The organism is Puia sp. (assembly GCF_036500295.1).
Classification (GTDB): Bacteria; Bacteroidota; Bacteroidia; order Chitinophagales; family Chitinophagaceae; genus Puia.
Genome location: NZ_DASYCH010000001.1, coordinates 60,590 through 78,533, shown reverse-complemented (window position 1 = coordinate 78,533; position 17,944 = coordinate 60,590). Strand labels below are relative to the sequence as shown.

The 17,944-nt window shown below is 55.3% G+C and carries 14 protein-coding genes; 8 read left to right on the top strand and 6 right to left on the bottom strand.

Annotation, left to right across the window (positions count from 1 at the left end):
- From VGM48_RS00285 to VGM48_RS00270, 4 genes are all read right to left on the bottom strand, one after another.
- Positions 1 to 615: serine hydrolase domain-containing protein (locus tag VGM48_RS00285; RefSeq protein ID WP_331575410.1), on the bottom strand; the 615-nt coding region annotated here is incomplete at its 3' end.
- A 16-nt stretch (positions 616 to 631) separates the two neighbouring features.
- Positions 632 to 2,266, bottom strand: a complete 1,635-nt coding sequence (locus tag VGM48_RS00280) for a DUF6770 family protein (RefSeq protein WP_331575408.1) — start codon at positions 2,264 to 2,266, stop codon at positions 632 to 634.
- Positions 2,267 to 2,268: 2 nt separating this feature from the next.
- A complete protein-coding gene (locus tag VGM48_RS00275; protein ID WP_331575406.1) occupies positions 2,269 to 3,729 on the bottom strand; it encodes a M48 family metalloprotease in 1,461 nt (486 codons plus the stop codon).
- A 96-nt stretch (positions 3,730 to 3,825) separates the two neighbouring features.
- Positions 3,826 to 4,224: a hypothetical protein gene (locus VGM48_RS00270; RefSeq protein ID WP_331575404.1), complete on the bottom strand. Its 399-nt coding sequence runs from the start codon at positions 4,222 to 4,224 to the stop codon at positions 3,826 to 3,828.
- Positions 4,225 to 4,331: 107 nt separating this feature from the next.
- Here VGM48_RS00270 and VGM48_RS00265 point away from each other — a divergent pair, with 107 nt between their 5' ends.
- Positions 4,332 to 6,062, top strand: coding sequence for a DUF1800 domain-containing protein (locus VGM48_RS00265; protein ID WP_331575402.1), 1,731 nt, complete (start codon positions 4,332 to 4,334; stop codon positions 6,060 to 6,062).
- A 3-nt stretch (positions 6,063 to 6,065) separates the two neighbouring features.
- Positions 6,066 to 7,337, top strand: a complete 1,272-nt coding sequence (locus tag VGM48_RS00260; RefSeq protein ID WP_331575400.1) for a DUF1501 domain-containing protein — start codon at positions 6,066 to 6,068, stop codon at positions 7,335 to 7,337.
- On the opposite strand, the gene VGM48_RS00255 is transcribed toward VGM48_RS00260, so the two are convergent.
- Positions 7,334 to 10,051 (bottom strand): bifunctional YncE family protein/alkaline phosphatase family protein, encoded by a 2,718-nt coding sequence (locus VGM48_RS00255; protein ID WP_331575398.1) that lies wholly within the window; start codon positions 10,049 to 10,051, stop codon positions 7,334 to 7,336. The genes VGM48_RS00260 and VGM48_RS00255 overlap by 4 nt on opposite strands.
- A 61-nt stretch (positions 10,052 to 10,112) precedes the next feature.
- On the opposite strand from VGM48_RS00255, the gene VGM48_RS00250 reads away from it, so the two are divergent.
- Both VGM48_RS00250 and VGM48_RS00245 read left to right on the top strand, forming a co-directional pair.
- Entirely contained in the window at positions 10,113 to 11,384 is a 1,272-nt protein-coding gene (locus tag VGM48_RS00250) for an MFS transporter (RefSeq protein WP_331575396.1), read from the top strand.
- A 63-nt stretch (positions 11,385 to 11,447) separates the two neighbouring features.
- Positions 11,448 to 12,773 carry a serine hydrolase gene (locus VGM48_RS00245; protein ID WP_331575394.1) on the top strand — a complete coding sequence of 442 codons (1,326 nt, stop codon included), beginning with the start codon at positions 11,448 to 11,450 and terminating at the stop codon, positions 12,771 to 12,773.
- A 185-nt stretch (positions 12,774 to 12,958) separates the two neighbouring features.
- Here the strand turns inward: VGM48_RS00245 and VGM48_RS00240 are convergent, their stop codons facing one another.
- Complete coding sequence (locus VGM48_RS00240) at positions 12,959 to 14,014, bottom strand: Gfo/Idh/MocA family oxidoreductase (RefSeq protein ID WP_331575392.1); 1,056 nt, start codon at positions 14,012 to 14,014, stop codon at positions 12,959 to 12,961.
- An 81-nt stretch (positions 14,015 to 14,095) separates the two neighbouring features.
- Between VGM48_RS00240 and VGM48_RS00235 the strand changes: the two genes are divergently transcribed.
- From VGM48_RS00235 to VGM48_RS00220, 4 genes are all read left to right on the top strand, one after another.
- Positions 14,096 to 15,154 carry a hypothetical protein gene (locus VGM48_RS00235; RefSeq protein ID WP_331575390.1) on the top strand — a complete coding sequence of 353 codons (1,059 nt, stop codon included), beginning with the start codon at positions 14,096 to 14,098 and terminating at the stop codon, positions 15,152 to 15,154.
- A gap of 29 nt (positions 15,155 to 15,183) precedes the next feature.
- Positions 15,184 to 16,167: a pectinesterase family protein gene (locus tag VGM48_RS00230; RefSeq protein WP_331575388.1), complete on the top strand. Its 984-nt coding sequence runs from the start codon at positions 15,184 to 15,186 to the stop codon at positions 16,165 to 16,167.
- Positions 16,168 to 16,258: 91 nt separating this feature from the next.
- The gene (locus tag VGM48_RS00225; RefSeq protein ID WP_331575387.1) at positions 16,259 to 16,783 is read left to right on the top strand and encodes an RNA polymerase sigma factor; all 525 of its coding nucleotides are present in this window, start codon (positions 16,259 to 16,261) and stop codon (positions 16,781 to 16,783) included.
- Between the two features lie 51 nt (positions 16,784 to 16,834).
- Positions 16,835 to 17,875: a FecR family protein gene (locus tag VGM48_RS00220; RefSeq protein WP_331575385.1), complete on the top strand. Its 1,041-nt coding sequence runs from the start codon at positions 16,835 to 16,837 to the stop codon at positions 17,873 to 17,875.
- Positions 17,876 to 17,944: the final 69 nt, after the last annotated feature.

Sequence of the window (17,944 nt, the reverse complement as noted above, 5' to 3'; positions counted from 1 at the left end):
CATGCGCAGGGGCTGAAAGATGTTTTTTCTTATAAAGCTAGTGTAGGGGTCGTGGGAGGCGCGTTCGATGATGAGGGCCAGGAGGCAGAAGCCCGTGTTGCTATAGCGAAAGCGGCTGCCTGGCGGGAAGAGGGTGGAGTCGCGGGTCGAGAGTAGCCGGAGGACGTCGGCGTCCAGTACCTGGGTGGTCTGACTCGCGGGGATCAGGTTTTCGTAGTCGAGCAAACCCGAGGAATGGGTGAGCAGGTGCCGGATGAGGATGGTCCTGCCAATGCGCGCGGGGAGTTCGGGAAGCCAGCGGCCGATGGGGTCGTCGAAGCTCAGCATCCCTTTCTTTTCCAGCAGGAGGATGCCCATTGCGGTGAACTGTTTTGTCACCGAGGCCATGCGGAAGTTGCTGGTGGAATCGAGTGGTTGCCGGGTATCGAGACTGGCGAGGCCTACAGCGTTATGGTAAATGACTTCGCCGTGTTTTTCGATGGAGAGGAGGAAGCCGGGTTTATCGGCGGACTGAAGGTGGAAAAAAGAATCCAGCCGGCTTGTGAGGGCCGGCTGGCTTTGAGAATATAGGTTATCGAGCGTAAGTAAGAGGATGAGGGCCGTAATGGTTCTCATTCTCTGAAGATAAGATTTATAATGCTTCAATAGAAAGCCGGGTCGTTTTTTCTTTTTTATTGAATTCGTAGACCATCACATAACCTTCCTTGGCGGGGAAGACGGTGAGCAGATTGTTTCCTTCTTTGTGCGGGATGGTACGGGCCACCTTTTTCTGATTGACGTTATAAATGTCGATGTCTTTTGCCTTGTCGATGATCAGGTATTGGGTGTGGGTATCGGAATTCTTTACTGTATAATAATTGTTCGGGTCGTAGGAAGTTACGGGGTAGGTGGCAAAGCTGTAGGAACTTCGGGGAGCGCGGACGGTGGTCGCCAGATCCAGTTTCCCGGCGGCGTCCTGTTTAAACAGCAGGACATCACGTGTAGCGTATTTATTCGTGCCGCCCGCGAGGAAGGCGGGCGCCCCGTAGATAGTCCAGACGGTGAGAACGGCGCCCGTGATCGCGCCCCAGCGGACCTTGCTGGTCAGGCCGCAGGCGGCGAAGATGGTGTTTCCCTGATAATCCTTGAAAGCCCTTTCGATGTTGGCATATACGTGGGATTGCGGCAGGTAGCCATATTTATCGATGAAGGGCAGCGAACCGTCGTTCCAGTAGGAGAAAGATGCCTGGATATCTTTTCTCGTATGACCGTTGAGGCTGATGCTAAATACGCCGCTATAGGGACCGTGGGAGATGGCTCTGCCGTAGCCGAAGTGGTTGCCACGGAGGGGATCGATGACCAGCCCGGCCAGATAGGGTTTGCCCGAGACCGGATCATTCTCGAAGGCCAGCACCTTCAGAGAGTTGCCTTTCTTATCCTTTAAGAGGAATTTTGGGTAGGCGGTTGAATCGATGGCGTTAAAACTCAGGACCTGGTACCCGCCTTCTTTCATGGCCTCCCGCATTTTTACAAGCAGGGATATTTCGGTGCCGGAGGTGAGCATGGTAAAGCCTTCGGCATTGTCGTTGATCTGTCGTTTCCAGGTGAGCTTGCCGGCGGTATTAAAGATGAGCAGATTATTCTTGTAATCATCCCCGTAGAAGCAGGCGAATCCCTTGCCGGAGATATTCCGCAGCTGGATACCGTGTTTGAAATGAAAATCACCGAGCACCTTCCACATGCTTGCGGGCGAGGAGGTAAAGTCCGGGGTGATATCCAGGGCGGTGGTTGTCCCGCCGAGAATCCTGCCGTTGAGCCCCAGGAACTGGTTAAAGAGGGTCGCTTTGCATTCGCCGCGGGATCTGCGAAATTCTTTTTCGCTTTTATATTCCCTGCCGACGAAGTTGGATTTTACATAGGCCAGGCAGAGGATATCCTGGTCGAAAGAGACTGCTTTCAGATTGAGCTTTTGGTCCCGGAACTTCACGGTACCGATGTCATTGAGATTTTCGTCCATGATCTCGATGCGGTAGTTGAAGGAATCGGCGCTGGCCCGTTCCAGCTGGGTGAAGACGAGGTAGCCGACGAGGTTGCCGTCCTGCAGGATCAGTTGGAAGTCCTGGGCCATGTCTTCGGCGACGGCTTTAAAGAGTTTTGTCTGGGCCTGTGCAGCGGTGCTGGTCAGCAGGAGCAGGCACAGGAGGCGGAACAAAGGTTTCGTCCGGAGAAAATAATCTTTCAATGGTCGAACGGAACCTCGCAGGTAAGTTGTGGTGCTCGGTTTCATGGTTATTTCTTTTCAAAATTTTGAGCGAGTTCGTTGTACATGCTATTGGCATTGCCGGTGGAGAAGAGATGTGCGGCACGGGCCTTGTTCCTGTCCGAGTCGTCAGGGTCGAGGGCCAGGGTGAACACAAACGACTTCAGGTCTTTTTCGACTGAGGGCATGTTCTTCCAGAAACCGCCGTTCTGCAGAGTCTGGCAGGCCTGTTTTAGATTGTCGCGGGGAATCTGCTCGAGCAGAGTTTGGAGGGCGTAATAATCCCTTGAGATGACCTCTTTTGGTACGACGCCGATGGCATTGAACCGGTTGAGCACGCGATCGGAGTAGTAGAGCCCGGCGAAAATGTTGCTGAGCATGAAGTCGTACCAGAGATCGGTATTGCCTTTATCTTTTATCAGCAGGATGCGATAGAGACAGGGGGTGAGGCTGACGCCCGAATACATATTCCAGAGAAGCATTTTATTCGCCCTATCCTGGATGGAAGCGGGGATGGGTGTCAGATGTGCATTGGGTGTGGTGAGACTACGGGTCTTTGCGTAGCGATCGACGCAATCCGGGTGGGTTTTCAGGGAGTCGGCGAGTTTGCTGGTATCCGAGAAAGAGTAGGCCCGGGTGGAGAGACCATGACTGCGTTTTTGGGTCCAACCTTCTTCATAAGGCAGATGATAAGCCGTGAAGAAAGCCGAGAGTGAATGTTTTAGGGGATGCTCATATTCGAGATCCGCGCTGTCGAGATGGAGGAAATAGCCGGCCTGGAAGGCGATGTTGCTTCTTTTCAGCAGGATGATGGCCAGGGAATCGGCTTCGCTCTCATGGTATCGTTGGTGACGGTTGCGGCTGAAGGTATAGCCTTCCAGCACTTTTTTCAAGCGGGAGAGGCGTTCGTATTTGGAGTCGAGGACGGCGTTGAGGGATTGCTTATAGTCGTCCGAGCTGAGCCATTCGGCTTTCTGGTACATGGCGTTCTCGACGTGATGGAGAATGTTATGCGACATCTCGTGGGCGATGGCCAGGGCCAGTTCTTCCCGGGTGGTGGAGAAGGTGATCAGGCCGAGGTTTACTGCGAGGAGGTTGCCGCCGACGGCATAGGCGTTGACCCAGCTGCTGCGATCGATGAAGACAAAGGGTTTCACGGGGACGAGTTGCCGGTTGGCTTCGGTTATCTGGCGAACGATGCCGTCGATATATGTGTACACCTCATTATCATGCACATAATCATCGCCGTTGATGGCGCCGATGATCCCGTCGATCCGCTGGTCCCAGATCTCGCGGTATTTTTTTTGGGCGGCTTTGTCTTTGAAGGATGTGGGGCAGGTCCACGCTTTTTTCAGGGAATCCCGTTGTTTGCTATAGTAGAAGTGGGAAAGGTCCTGGTAGGAATAAAGGGATCCGGATTGGGCGAGGACGGCGGTGGTCAGCAGCAAGGCAACGCCGCAGACGAGTAGATGGATTTTCGCGCGAATCATCGGGTTTACAGATAGGTTGGATGGATAACGACGAAACCGCGAAAATATTGGGTTTATGCAGGGATTTGGGTTGCGCTCGGGGTTGCGGGGAGGCCGTTAATTACCCTTACTCTTTCGCTTTTCCATCAGCTTTTCCTTTTGCTGTTGTTTCCATTGTGCGTAGAGCGGCTTCTGGTCTTCGGTGAGGAGGCTGTTTATGTTTTGATCGGCCAGCCGGTTGACTTCGCGGCGGCTGCGGCCGTTGGAGCGGTGGTCGGTGCCGGGGTTATTGCGGATGCTGTCGAGGGCGACGTCCCGGTTGATCAGGATGACCTGCATTTGGGTGACCTGGTCTTCGGTGAGATTGAGTTGCTGCTGCAATGTTTTCAGTTGATGGACAGCTTGTTTTGTGGGGTTTGGCCTTTTGGTGCGTGGTCCGGTGGAGTCCGGGGTTTGGGCAAGGGTAGTCAAGGCGAGGGTCAGAGCGAAGATCAGGAGGGCGAGAGATCGCTTCATTTGCAGTAGATTTGGGGGTAGGACCGAAATAGAATAAAAAGGTTTAATCTGTGCATCTATTTTAAACCTTTTGCCTGATGGGGTTTCCAACCAAAAATTCCTTGTACATGAGACTCGTGATAAAAGTGATCGCTATTGCCGCTGTGGTAATAGGAGGATGGGCATTTTCCGAGGGCGGCCGGGGGCCGGCTTACTCCTTTCCCTGGCGGATGGCGGGGCTTACGGAGCAGCAGGCTGCGGCGCACCTGATCAGCCGGTTTACGTATGGGGTGAAGCCGGGGCAGGTGGATGCCGTCGTGAAGATGGGATTGGAGACCTGGTTTGCGAAGCAACTGGAGGGATTGATGGCCGATGACTCGCTGGATCAGCGGCTTGGGCGGTATGACGCATTGGAGTTGAGCAATGAGGAGGTTGCCAACACGTATCCCCGCAATGGACAGGTGGTTCGGATGGCGATCCGGGATGGGGTAATCAGCAAGGATTCGGTGAAGGTGGATCGCAAGGAATACCGGGAAGTCCTTCAAAACTATATGCAGCAAAAGGGCTTGAAGCGGGAGCAGGAGTTGTTCCGGCAGTTCTTTTGTCAAAAGGTGTTGCGGGCGGCCTATTCGGAGAATCAGCTGCGGGAAGTGATGACGGATTTCTGGTTCAACCACTTCAATGTTTCCATCACCAAGAATGACTGCGCCGAATTTATTCCTTCGTATGAGCGGGATGTGGTAAGACCTAATGCGTTAGGCCGGTTTGGGGAGTTATTGCTGAAGACGGCGAAGTCGCCGGCGATGTTATATTACCTTGATAATTTTCAAAGCAGCGGACCGCCAAAGGGGTTAAACGAGAATTATGCCCGGGAGGTGATGGAGCTGCATACCCTTGGCGTCGACGGGGGTTATAGTCAGCAGGATGTCACGGAGGCTGCGCGGGTGCTGACGGGTTGGGGCGTTTACCCATTAGGGCAGTATGCACGGGGTGGCGCCGTGCAGCTGGCGCGGTTTACGGATGACCAGATCGCGCGGCGGGGTTTTGTCCACGAGGGGGATTTCTTTTTCAATGCGAACCGGCATGATAAGGGAGAGAAGGTTGTATTGGGGCATGTGTTCCCGGCGGGTGGCGGATATGAAGAGGGGGTGACGCTGTTGAACCTGCTGGCGCATCAGCCGGCGACCGCGAACCGGATCTGCCGGAAGATCGCGGTACGGTTTGTCAGTGACGATCCGCCCGCTTCGCTTGTGGACAAGATGGCGAAGACCTTTGTGGAGCGGAATGGCGATATCCGGCAGGTGCTGCTCACGATGGTGGGGGCGCCGGAGTTCTGGAGTCCGGCCGCTTTACGGGAAAAGACGAAATCGCCGTTCGAGCTGGCCATCGGTGCGGTGCGTGGATTGAACGGGGATATCCGGCAGCCGATGCCGTTGTTCAGTTGGGTGACCCGGATGGGCGAACGAAAATATTATTATCAGGCGCCGACCGGTTTTCCGGATCGGGGGACCTATTGGATCAATACGGGTTCGTTGCTGAGCCGGATGAATTTTGGTTTGGCGTTGGCGGGTGGCCGGATCCCGGGGGTGCGGATCGATCTTCTTGCGTTGAACAACGGTCATGAGCCCGAGAGTGCGACGGCGGCACTGGCCGTATATGGGAAGCTATTGTTGCCGGCGCGGGATCTGAAGGCGACGGAAAAACGGCTGGCGCCTTTATTGAACGATAAGGAGCTTGCGCAGCGGGTGAACAAAGCGGCAAGTGATTCGACGATGGTGGATATGCCGGTGGACGACAATTCGATGCTGGCGCAGACCGTGGGCATTCTTATTGGATCACCTGAATTTCAAAGGAGGTAAAATATGGTTTCCAGAAGAGGTTTTCTTAAAGGAAGCGGGCTGGCGCTGTTTGGCGTTGGGTTGATGGGCGGTATTCCGGCGTTTATGGCGGAGGCAGCGGCCAGCGAGAAGGTTTTGCTGCCCTATAAAAAGAAACGGGTGCTGGTTTGCATCTTCCAGCGCGGCGCGATGGACGGGTTGATGGCGGTGACGCCGTTCACCGATGTCCATCTGCAGGCAGCGCGGCCGACGTTGTCGTTGCCGGCTGCAGGGACAGGGCGAGGGGCAGGGTTGATCGATCTTGACGGACGTTGGGGGCTTCATCCCAATATGATGGCATTCGAACCGTTGTTCCGGGAGGGCCGGCTGGGAATAGTGCATGGGATCGGTTCGCCGAATAACACGCGGAGCCATTTCGATGCGCAGGATTATATGGAGTCGGGGACGCCGTATAATAAGGGTACGGCCAGCGGCTGGTTGAACCGGGCCGTGGGTTTGCTTGGGCATGATGCGGTTACTCCTTTTACCGCGGTGAGTCTTACTTCGGCGTTGCCGCGTTCGTTCTATGGGGATCATCCGTCGGTTGCGATCAGCAATTTGCAGGACTTTGCCATTCAGCTGCGGGGTAATCCGGCGGGTGCGAATACGGCGGCGAAGAGCTTTGAGGAGCTTTATGATCAAACCTCGGCGGGGCTGCTGCATGATGCGGGGAAGGAAAGTTTTGAGGCGATGAAACTACTACAGCAGACCGATCTGCACGGTTACCGGCCGGCGGGTGGTGCGGTCTATCCGATGAGTCCGCTTGGAAATTCGTTAAAGCAGATTGCCCAGCTGATCAAGATGGATGTGGGGCTGGAGGTTGCGTTTACCGAATCGAATGGTTGGGATACGCATTTCAATCAGGGGACGGAGAACGGGATCTTTGCACGGAATGTCGCGGATCTTAGTAATAGTATCGCTGCTTTCTGGAAGGATCTGGATGCCTTGCAGGATGATGTGACGGTGATGACGATGACGGAATTTGGACGGACGGTGCATCAGAATGGGACAGGGGGCACGGATCATGGCCGGGGCAGCTGCAATTTTATCCTTGGGAATAATGTCGACGGGGGCAAGGTGCACGGGAATGTGGCAGAGCTGGCGACGGAGAACCTGGAAGATGGGCGTGATCTCCCCGTGACGACGGATTTCCGCAGTGTGTTCAGCGCGGTGGCGGACGCGCATCTGAAAATCTCCGACGACCAGGTGTTGTTCCCGGACTGGACGGGCAAGAAGGCCGGAGTGATGAAGCTCTAGTTGAGCTTGTGTTGCTGCCGGTAGTGTTCTTCGCGTTGATCGTTCTCGTCGTCCATCTCGGGTCCTTTCTCTATTTTCCGCCAATCGATGGTTTTATTGTAGCGGCGCATCGCCTGTTGCGGGTTAAAGACCTCCGCGGACGGGAAGACGAGGTCATAGGGCCTGAAATCCGGTTTGTCTGTAAAGAAATCCTGGAGGAGGCTGGCGGTGGCATCATATTGATTTACATAGGGTACGTCGAGAAGGGTGTAGATCGTCTTGAGGATGGAGCCGAAGTTGGCGTGGACGTGTGAGGTATAGCCATGTTTTACATAGGGGCCGGCCAACAGCAGGATGCTCCGATGAGCGTCGATGTGGTCTACACCGCCCTGGGGGTCGTCTTCCGTGATGATCACCAGCATTTTTTTCCAATATGGGGTTCGGGAGAGGAAATGAAGGATGCGGCCGATGGCGATATCGTTGTCGGCGACGTAGGAGTGGATGAAGGGGTAGCCGTCCTGGGGCCGGGGGCGGGCCGTGTGATCGTTTGGCACCTGCATCGTGATGAGACGGGGCATTTTGTGTTTGCCGTCGAGCCACATTTTTTTAAATTCCGATTCAAACTGGTCCATCCTGAACTGATCGGGGATATTTGTGTTGAAGCCGGCGTAGTTATGGCTGGTTCGGGGCCAGAGCGCTTTTTGCATCGGGACCATGACGGCATGCGAGGCGCCGGTGGCTGTATCCATCCATTCTTCGCGCACGTGGGCCGTTTCGTTTGCTTCCCCGAAGTTATAGAAGGAGATATGACTGCGTTCGAGGGCTTCCCAGAGTCCGCCGCGTTCGGCATAGTCTTCGGGATCCATGCTGCCGGTGGAACCCGGAAAGCGGCGGCCGGCGGCTTTTGAAAATATCTTTGCGGTTTTGTCCACGCTTGAATTTGCTTCCACCCATTCGTTGGGAATGACGCCGAGCATCCAGTGATGGCCGTGGATGGAAGCGTCGCTATCACAGTAATAGTTATCCGAAAATCCGAATTGCCGCGCTACTTTCAGGTGGTTGGGGGCAATATTCATATGATAGAGGGTCTTGTCCTTTGCGATCAGGTTAACGCCGACGCCAAACCGGGCAAGCGTGGAATCGCCTTTGCCTGTCGGCATCTGGCCGAGCACTTCATCATAGGTGCGATTTTCTTTTGTGATATAGACGATGTATTCGATAGGGCTTTTGCGGATGTTTTCCGCCGGGGGGAGGGGGTTGTGGCCGTCATCGGTGACGGTGGTGACGGTAAACGTATTGGCGATGGCCTGATGGGTATAGGCGGCGAGCCCGGCGGGGTCGGGAAGGGGAATCTTCTGGAAGGTGCCGAGCTGGATATCGCCGATATAGGTACCCTGTACGGGCGGGATGAAATGGGCGCCACCGTTTGGTCCCGCGCCATAGCCGCGGCAGGAGATGACATAGAGGTCGTGTTCGTCCTTGCTGAGCAGGACGCGGCTGGGGCCCCAGCCGGTGGGGATGAGTCCGGTGGTCTTTGCTGATGGGAGATCGATGACGGCGACGGCATTGAAGCCGAGCAGGGCCACGTAGAGCGTTCTTTCGTCCCTGCTCAGGGTCAGACCGAAGGGGAGCAGGCCGCGATAGCGATCGATGGCCGGATCGACGTGGATGGGGATGGTGGAGACGATATGGTGATTGCGATAGTCGATGACGGAGATATTATCGTTTGTGGCGTTGCTGACATAGGCGAAGTGGCTGCCGATCGCCAGGGAGTTGGGGCTGGCGCCGCCTACCACTTCGGCGCCTTCGACCATCTGGCCAATCTGGTGGCCCGGTTTGTAGCGATCGGTGATCGTGTTGGTGGCGAGATCGATGGCATAAACGCTCATTGCTTCGGGGGCGAGCGGGTCGCCTACGCCGGGTATTTTTCTGCCGTTCAGCATGTAACCTTCTCTCGATTGCGGAGTATTGTCCCCATAAGGGTGAAAGGGGATGACCTTGCTGTTGTAGTTTGCGGGAGTGATATCGGGAAGGAGGGGATACGCATAAATGCCGACGTTGGCTTCGAAGGCGAATTTGTGGTCGGGGCTGAGTGCGAGCCCGAAGGGCTGACGGCCGGTCGGGATCGATGCGGTGATCTTTTTTGAGGAGAGGTCGATGCGGACGAGGCGGAAATTGCCTCGGTCGAGGACGATCAGTTCGTTGTTGTCTCCGTTGTAGACGAGGTCGGAGGTGAAGCTGTCCTGGTAGTCGGTGGTATCGCCGGGAGCGTGGCCATTCAGGGAGATGGAGTCGACGGGCTGCAACGATACAATATCATAGCCGATGACGGCGCCGTCGTCACCGCCGCTGAGGTAGACGGTTTTTGAATCGGGGAGGAAGGCTACGCCGAGAAAGGAACCTTTGGCGAGCGGGGAGCGGATGGATCCGTCGTAGGAAGGAACCCGGGTGTTTGCGAGGGTTGTATTATTGATGATCGTGAATACTCCATCGTGGAGGGTGACGGTGAACCGGCCGTCGGGGGAAATGGCCATACCGAAGGGATCGTGGGTCACGGTGATGGTTTGGCCGACGGGTGTGCAGTAGCGACCGCTGGGCAGGACGCTTTTGCCGGCGGTGTCGATCTGTGCATAGGATGCCGTGCCGGGCACCGAGAGGACAGGGTATTCGCGGTGCTGGCCGAGGGCGGTCAGAGAAAAGAGAAGGACGAGAGGGAGTAGTAACCTGGTGAACATGGCGGGTATTATTGTTGTTAAAAGTAGTACACAAGTATTACCTTAGAATTAAATCAACAAATTGGAAGGGGTCTGGCAGGTATTGGTCAGTAATTTTACGGTCCTCCGCAAGCGGGATATGCGGGTTTATCTGACCGGGAATGCGATCAGTCTGGTGGGTGACTGGATGCAACAGACTGCCCAGGCGTGGGTCGTATGGGAGCTGACGCATAATGCTACGGCGCTGGGGGTGGTGGCTTTTTTTTCGCAGCTGCCGTTCTTTCTTTTTGGGCCGTGGGTAGGGGTGATCGCGGACCGGTATGACCGGCGCAGGATCCTGGTGGTGACGCAATTGCTGATCATGACCTTTGCTTTTATCCTTGCTTTTCTTGTACAAAGTAACTTTTTGCAGCTGTGGCACGTCTACTTACTGGCGTTTCTGCTTGGCGGCGTTTCGGCATTTGACGTGACGGCGGAGCAGGCCTTTCTCGGGGATATCGCCGGTGAGGGCAATATTCGCAAGGCGACGGCGCTGAACAACTCGCTGACTCAGCTGACGCGGCTTGTCGGTCCCGCCCTTTCGGGTTATCTGATCGCCCAGGTCGGGGTAGCGACCTCGTTTTGGGTGAATGGGCTGAGTATCATCGTTTGTATCGGCTTTATCCTGGCGGTGCGCAGTAAGTCGGTACAGCAGCCGGTGAAGGGGAAGGGGTTGCAGCAGTTTACCGAGGGCTGGCGGTTTTTTATCCGGCATCCCTTATTGCGGCTGATCGTGCTTTTTGCGGGGGTGCAGGCTTTTTTTGGGTTGTCGACGATCCAGCTGTTGCCGGCCATTGCGACGGTGGTGCTGAAGGGGGATGCGAGTACACTTGGCCGGTTGCTTGGGGCGGCGGGGGCTGGGGCGCTGGTGGGTATCCTGGTGGTTATGCCGTTTGTTGAGCGGATCAGGCGTCCGTGCATGGCTATCGGTGGCGCGTTGATCTGGAGTGGTGCGTGGTATGTGGGGTTTTCGTTTACGAACACGCTCTGGGTCGCGATGATCTGTCAGTGTATGACGAGTCTTGGGGCGGCGAATGTCGTAACTTTATCGATCGGGTTGTCCCAGGAACTGACGCCGCCGGGGATGCGGGCGCGGATCGTAAGTGTTTTTCTTATGATCATCTTCGGGTTGCAGCCGGTGGCTTCTTATCTGATCGGCGCCGGGGCTGACCGGATCGGGTTGCAGACGATGGTCCTTATCAACGGCGCGCTGATGATGGCGGTGCCGGCTGTCTTACTGGCGGCGCCCAGGCTCCGGGAGTTGCGGCGGGGTGGTAGGGAGGCCGGTGTGAAGGATCATTGTGTGGGATTTTAGCGTATTTTTCATAAAATTTCTCCTTTTACTATGCGGGAGCGGGTACAGCTCATTTTGAAATTCTTGCTTCTTGTTTTCCTGATAGGTATCCTTGTTTTTATCTGGGAGGGTCTGCCTGTTATTACCGGTTATGCGGCGAAGGTCGTCTGTTCGGGTGTTTTTGTCGCCGGGCGGTCATCGAACCAGGTCTTGCGGCAGGATCTGGCTTCTTTTCCGGAGAATCTGGCTTCCTGTTCCATCGATATGCAGGACAGCAGCGTGACGGCTTCGGTGCTTGGGCTGGCGAGCCGGAAGGCGATCTTCCGGTGGAAGCTGGGGGCTACGCTGGTCAGCGGGGATGTGAGCGAGGAGGCGTTGCGGGAGCAGCATATTCCGCGGTGGGCGGCGCCTGTCATAAATCCCGATACGGTCAACTGGCCGATGGGGGACAGGATGCCGGTGGATGGTGGGGTGAGCGGGGTGGATACGGTGAAATTGCATACGGCGCTTGGGCTTGCTTTTGGAGAGGGCGGGGCGCCGGTTACCGGGACGAGGGCGGTATTGATCGTTTATCGCGGGCGGCTGATCGCGGAGCAATATGCGCCGGGTTTTGACCGGCATACCCGATTAACGGGCTGGTCGATGACGAAGGGGATTACCAATGCGCTGGCGGGCATTCTTGTCGGGGAGCACCGGCTTTCGGTCGATGCGCCGGCGCCTGTTGAGGAATGGGCGCAGGATAGCCGGAAGGCGGTGACGCTTGCTGAGCTGTTGCATATGAATAGCGGGCTGCGTTGGTGGGAGTTCTATGCGGGCCCAAGCGATGCAACCCGGATGCTTTTCAAGGAATCGGATATGGGTGGCTATGCGACGCGGAGCAGTCTGCGGAACCCGCCGGGCAAGGTGTTCAACTATTCCAGCGGAACGGCGAATATCCTTTCTTCGATCATCCGGAAGGCGGCGGGCAGCGAGGAATATTATCATTTTCCTTATCAGCGGCTTTTCGAGCCGATCGGGATGTACAGTGCGGTGATGGAACTCGATGGAGCGGGGACTTTTGTGGGGTCGTCCTATTGTTATGCGACGGCCAGGGACTGGGCCCGGTTTGGGTTGTTGTATCTGAATGACGGGATGTGGGATGGGCAGCGGGTGTTGCCGGCGGGCTGGGTCCGGTGGACGATGACGGGGGCGAGTTATGGGGCGCTGTGGTGGTTGAATCATGGGCCGGCGGGTAAGCGGCGGCATCCTGACCTCCCGGAAGACTGTGTTTCCTGTGAGGGATATGAGGGGCAATATATCTGGGTTGTGCCTTCGAAGGACCTGGTGGTGGTGCGGCTGGCGTGTGAGCACGGGAGCAAGCTGAATCCCGACACTTTTGTGCCGGAGGTGTTGAGGGCGTTGCCACAATAAAAAACCGACCAGGATCGCATACGGAATGGTCCGAAGCATCCCAGCCGGTATGGGTCGGGGTAAAATACGTTTGGGTTAAGACCCTGGGGTCCAGGCGACAGAGTAAGCTGTAAGAGGAGGGGAAGCACGAGGAAGACGTGCTAAGATAGCCTTTTTTCTGAGATGTGTATGTGCTACCCCTATTTTTAATGAAGTTGGATGCGCCGGCCTTCTTTTGCCGATTGGGAGGCGGCTTCCAGTATACGTACGACGATGAGGTTATTTGGCAGGGACGAGAGGTCATTGCCGGGATCGGTCTTACCGGCGAGGACGTCGGCAAGATAGGGGATATTATCCCGATAGAGGGCCGGGTGGACGGTTACGCTGTCGTAGGTATTTTTTACCCGTTTAACGAGCTGTTTGTTATTCAGCGCATGCAGGTAACCGGTAGTTCCAAACACTTCCCAATCTTTTATGCTGAAGGGCCAGTTCCAGGAGGCTTCGATGATGCCGGTGGCATCGGGATATTCCAGGAGGATGGTAGCGTCGTCATCCACTTTGGGGTAGACGGATGGTTTTATGTGATGGACGACGGCGGTGACGGCGATGGGGGCTTTGCCGTGCATCAGCCAGGTCATGAGATTGGCGCCGTAGCAGCCGAAGTCGCGGATGGCGCCGCCGCCGTTCTTTACGGGGTCGGTTAGCCAGTTGAGGAAGTCGGGGCTGCAGCCGATCTCTTTTGGGCCTTCATGGCCGTCGTGGACGATCATTTTTCTTGGGGCGCCGATGGCGTTCTGGTTGACCATTTCGAAGATCTGCTGATTGGTGTCATACCAGGTGGTCTCGTAGTTGACGAGTACGCGGATGTGATATTGTGCGGCGAGGGCTGCGATGCGATCGGCATCTTTTACGGTTGTCGCAAGCGGTTTTTCCACCATGACGGGGATCCCTTTTGGGGCGCAGATCTCAACGACGCCGAGGTGTTCGGAGATGGCGTTGTAGGCGAGTACAGCATCGGGGTGGGTATGGGCGATGAGTGCCGGAAGATCGTTATAGAACAATGAGTCGGGAAGCTGATAGGATTTTTTGTAGCGGGCGATGAGTTGCGGATCGGATTCCGCGATGCCTGCGATGATCACTTCTCCACGTTTAAACTGGTGCATGATGTTATGGACATGATCGTGGGTGAGTCCGGCGACCCCGACGCGTAGAATCTTTTGCCCAAGGAGGCTACCAGATGTGCATAACGTCAAGATTAACATAAGGTTTACAACGATATAGGAAAATTTTCTCATCTCTGGCTGTGTTATTGCATTAGTCATAATGGATCCAAAATTAAATATATGAAAAAGACCATTCTATCACTCAGTTTATTGTTAGCCCTTTCCATAGGGGCTACAAGAGCGGGTGCACAGGTGAGCGTCGGGATATCCGTACATTTTGCGCCTCCTGCTATTCCTGTTTATGTGCAACCACCTTGTCCGGTGGACGGATATATCTGGATCCCGGGTTATTGGGCCTGGGATGATGATGCCGGTGACTATTATTGGGTGCCGGGATATTGGGATGAGCCGCCGGCAGTCGGGATGTACTGGACGCCCGGTTACTGGGGTTGGGGCGGCGGGGTCTATTCCTGGCATGTTGGTTATTGGGGGCCGCATGTGGGTTATTATGGCGGCATCAACTATGGGTGTGGATATGGCGGCGCAGGATATTATGGCGGGGAGTGGTATGGTGGCCGCTTCCGGTATAATACGGCTGTGACGCGGGTGAACACGACGGTTGTTCGTAATACTTATATCAATCGGACGGTTGTGAGAAATGTGACGGTGAACCGGGTCAGCTATAACGGTGGGCCCGGCGGGGTACAGCGGCGGCCCGATTCGCGTGAGCAGGCGGTGATGAACGACCGGCGGATCGAGCGGACGCCTGTGCAGCAACAGCATCAGCAAGTGGCGATGCGCGATAGGTCTTCGTTTGCGAAATTGAATCATGGGAGGCCGGGGACTCCGGCGGTGAGCCGGCCCGTGACGAATATGAGCCGGCCGAATAATCCGGCCCCGCATAATCCAGCTCCGAATAATCCGACCCCGAATATGAGCCGGCCGACTAATCCGGCGGTTAACCGGAACCGGCCTGTTCAGCCGCGGACGGTACAGCCGCGGACGGTACAGCCAAGGGTAGTTCAGCCACATCCACAACCCCATCCGGTACAACCACGGGTGGTACAACCGCGACCTGTCCAACAGCGGCCGGTGCAGCGACCCGTGCAGCAGCGACCTGCGCAGCAGCGACCTGCGCAAGCGCATCCGCAGCAGCAGGGGCATCCCGGGGGTGCGCCGCATGGAGGCGGTGAGCCGCATGGGGGTGGTGGTGGAGGTGGAGAACACCATCATCGATAGAATTAGCGCGAGCATCGTATTTTTAGGCCATGAAACAAGCATTTGTTCTCGTGGCCTTTTTGTTTTCGGTTGTGCGTGTTGCTGCGCAACCTGTAGTTTATCCTTCTTCGTTTACGGTAGCGCAGGATGGCAGTGGAGATTTCCGAACGATACAGGAGGCGGTCAATGCGGTGCGGGATCTTTCTCAGCAGCGGGTAACTATTCATATCCGAAAGGGGGTTTACCGGGAGAAACTGGTGATCCCTTCGTGGAAGACGATGATCGCGTTGGTAGGGGATAGCAGGGACAGTACGATCATTGTCTATGATGATTATTCGGGTAAGCCCAATCCGGGTGGAAGGGATGCGTTTGGTAAGGAAAAGTTCACCACCTATACTTCGTATACGGTGTTGGTGGAGGGGAATGATTTTTCGGCGGAGAATCTAACCATCGAAAATGCGGCGGGCCGGGTGGGTCAGGCGGTGGCGCTGCATGTGGAAGGGGACCGTTGTGTGATAGCCAATTGCCGGTTGCTTGGCAACCAGGACACTCTGTATGCGGGGACGGAGGGAAGCCGGCAATATTATAAGAACTGTTTTATCGAAGGGACCACGGATTTTATTTTTGGCGAGGCGACGGCCGTGTTTGATCACTGTGTGATCCGAAGTCTTACCAATTCTTATATCGCCGCGGCGGCGACGACGCCCCGGCAGCGGTTTGGATTTGTCTTTCTGGATTGCCGGCTTGTCGCCGATACGGGGGCGCATAAAGTTTTTTTGGGCAGGCCGTGGAGGCCCTTTGCGCGGACGGTATATATCCGCACGGAGATGGGAGAACATATCGTGCCGGCGGGATGGGATAACTGGCGTAATCCCCAGAATGAGAAGACGGCGTATTATGCGGAGTATGAGAGTGCAGGGCCGGGAGCAGTTGCAGCGAAGAGAGTGTCCTGGGCGCGGCAACTTAGTACGGATGAAGCGAAGACTTACAGTGTGGATAATATTCTTGGGGAGTGGGTTAAAGGGTATGAATAAATTTTGCCGGAGCTTTTTGCGGAATTATCTTTGAGTTAAGTCTACGGCAGAATCCGCCGACTCTAACGATTTTTCGCAACTTGCGGCAAATATGGAAAAGCTAGCTGCTATCCGGGATGGAGATCACACCGCTTTTGTAGAGGTGTATGATCTTATGCATGCAAGGGTATTCCGGTTCTTCCTCAAACGAGTTTACTTTCACGATACGGCAAAAGATCTCACGCAACAATGTTTTGTCCGGCTATGGCAGTACCGTCTTTCGCTGTCGACGGAGCATGCGCTTGAAAAGCAGATCTTTATTATTGCCCGTGGGCTGCTGATCAATCATATCAAGAAGGAGGCGACGCAAAAGAAGCTGAAGGCCAATGCCGATCAGCGGCTTACGACCGATGCGGATACCGGGAGTGACGTTCTTTTGGAGCGGGCGGATGAATTGAATGAGGCGATCAAGGCGCTGCCGCCGGTGAGGAAGCGGGTCATTATCTTAAAGGCCTTTCATGGATGTTCCAATAAGGAAATAGCGCAACAACTACAAATCTCCGTCAAGACAGTGGAGGATCATGTGACGAAGGCCTTTCGTCATATCCGTCAGGCGATCGCCTTTTTTTTCTTTTGAGCAGGGGTTACCTGTACTGTCAGCTGTATATATTTATCGAACAAACCATCGATGTCAGAAATCACCCGGGAACTATTAGCTAAGTTTTGGATGGGCCTTTGTACGGAAGAGGAGGCAACGCTTGTGGAGGCCTATTTCGAGGAGCATCCCGGAGATGAATCGCTGCATGAAGAATTCGCGGTGGCGGATGACGGACCTATTGCGGAGGAGGACCGGGTGGCCATGCTTGAAAATGTACTGAGGGTGACAAGGCCGCGGAGGACGGGTTTTATCAGCAGGGCCGGGATGGTGATGGCAGCGGCTTCGCTGTTGATCGTTTGTGTGGCGGTGTGGATCTATCATAAGGGCGGGCAAAGAGTTCCTGAAGGCAGGGCGCCTCGGGAGGCTGTTCTTTGGACCGGCAAGCACAACGCAGACAGCCGGAGTGTGCGGGTGATGTTGCCGGACAGTTCGGAGGCTGTTTTATCGCCTGGTGCGACTGTCCGTTACCGGAAAGATTTTGGGTCTTATGAAAAGAGGGAGATAAAATTCGAAGGACGGGCTGTTTTTTCGGTGAGGAGGGATGAGCAACAGCCTTTTATCGTCTATAGCGAGGGGATCCGCACGACGGTGTTGGGGACTATCTTCGAGGTCAGTAATGAGGGGGGCAGCGATGAGATCAGGGTGAAGCTGCTGCAGGGGAAGATCGTGGTGGGTATGGATAGCGTGGCCGGCGACCCGGCGAAGCAATATTTTCTAGCACCCGGCGAGGAGTTTGTCTATGGAAAGGCTACGCGGAGTATTGCCGTCCACCGGTTCAGAACGGACCCGCCGATCGCGGTCCGGCGTGCGAAGCATCCGGCCGGAAAACCCGACAGTCTTGCCAACTGGTATATGTTCAATAATCAGGAGCTGGCTGATGTGTTCGACCAACTGGCTATCCTCTACAATGTAGAGATACAATATTCAAGTACGGATCTACATAATAAATATTTTATCGGTAAGCTGGAGACCAGGGATTCCCTGAGGAAGATCATGCGGGATATCGCTCTATTAAACCATCTAAACATCGTAGAGCAGGACGGAGGGTATATCGTCCGCAAACAACCATAACCATCCCAGGGACCGGACTATTTTTTAACGTCGAAAAACGGCGAAGGGCTTCTATTTTCTAAAAATTGA

What these genes read in the sequence shown, in the direction of transcription:
- VGM48_RS00230 (WP_331575388.1), top strand. Translation starts at nt 15,184, where the DNA reads ATGAAACAAGCATTTGTTCTCGTGGCCTTTTTGTTTTCGGTTGTGCGT.
- VGM48_RS00225 (WP_331575387.1), top strand. Translation starts at nt 16,259, where the DNA reads ATGGAAAAGCTAGCTGCTATCCGGGATGGAGATCACACCGCTTTTGTA.
- VGM48_RS00275 (WP_331575406.1), bottom strand. Translation starts at nt 3,729, where the DNA reads ATGATTCGCGCGAAAATCCATCTACTCGTCTGCGGCGTTGCCTTGCTG.
- VGM48_RS00280 (WP_331575408.1), bottom strand. Translation starts at nt 2,266, where the DNA reads ATGAAACCGAGCACCACAACTTACCTGCGAGGTTCCGTTCGACCATTG.
- VGM48_RS00270 (WP_331575404.1), bottom strand. Translation starts at nt 4,224, where the DNA reads ATGAAGCGATCTCTCGCCCTCCTGATCTTCGCTCTGACCCTCGCCTTG.
- VGM48_RS00260 (WP_331575400.1), top strand. Translation starts at nt 6,066, where the DNA reads ATGGTTTCCAGAAGAGGTTTTCTTAAAGGAAGCGGGCTGGCGCTGTTT.
- VGM48_RS00265 (WP_331575402.1), top strand. Translation starts at nt 4,332, where the DNA reads ATGAGACTCGTGATAAAAGTGATCGCTATTGCCGCTGTGGTAATAGGA.
- VGM48_RS00255 (WP_331575398.1), bottom strand. Translation starts at nt 10,051, where the DNA reads ATGTTCACCAGGTTACTACTCCCTCTCGTCCTTCTCTTTTCTCTGACC.
- VGM48_RS00220 (WP_331575385.1), top strand. Translation starts at nt 16,835, where the DNA reads ATGTCAGAAATCACCCGGGAACTATTAGCTAAGTTTTGGATGGGCCTT.
- VGM48_RS00240 (WP_331575392.1), bottom strand. Translation starts at nt 14,014, where the DNA reads ATGTTAATCTTGACGTTATGCACATCTGGTAGCCTCCTTGGGCAAAAG.
- VGM48_RS00235 (WP_331575390.1), top strand. Translation starts at nt 14,096, where the DNA reads ATGAAAAAGACCATTCTATCACTCAGTTTATTGTTAGCCCTTTCCATA.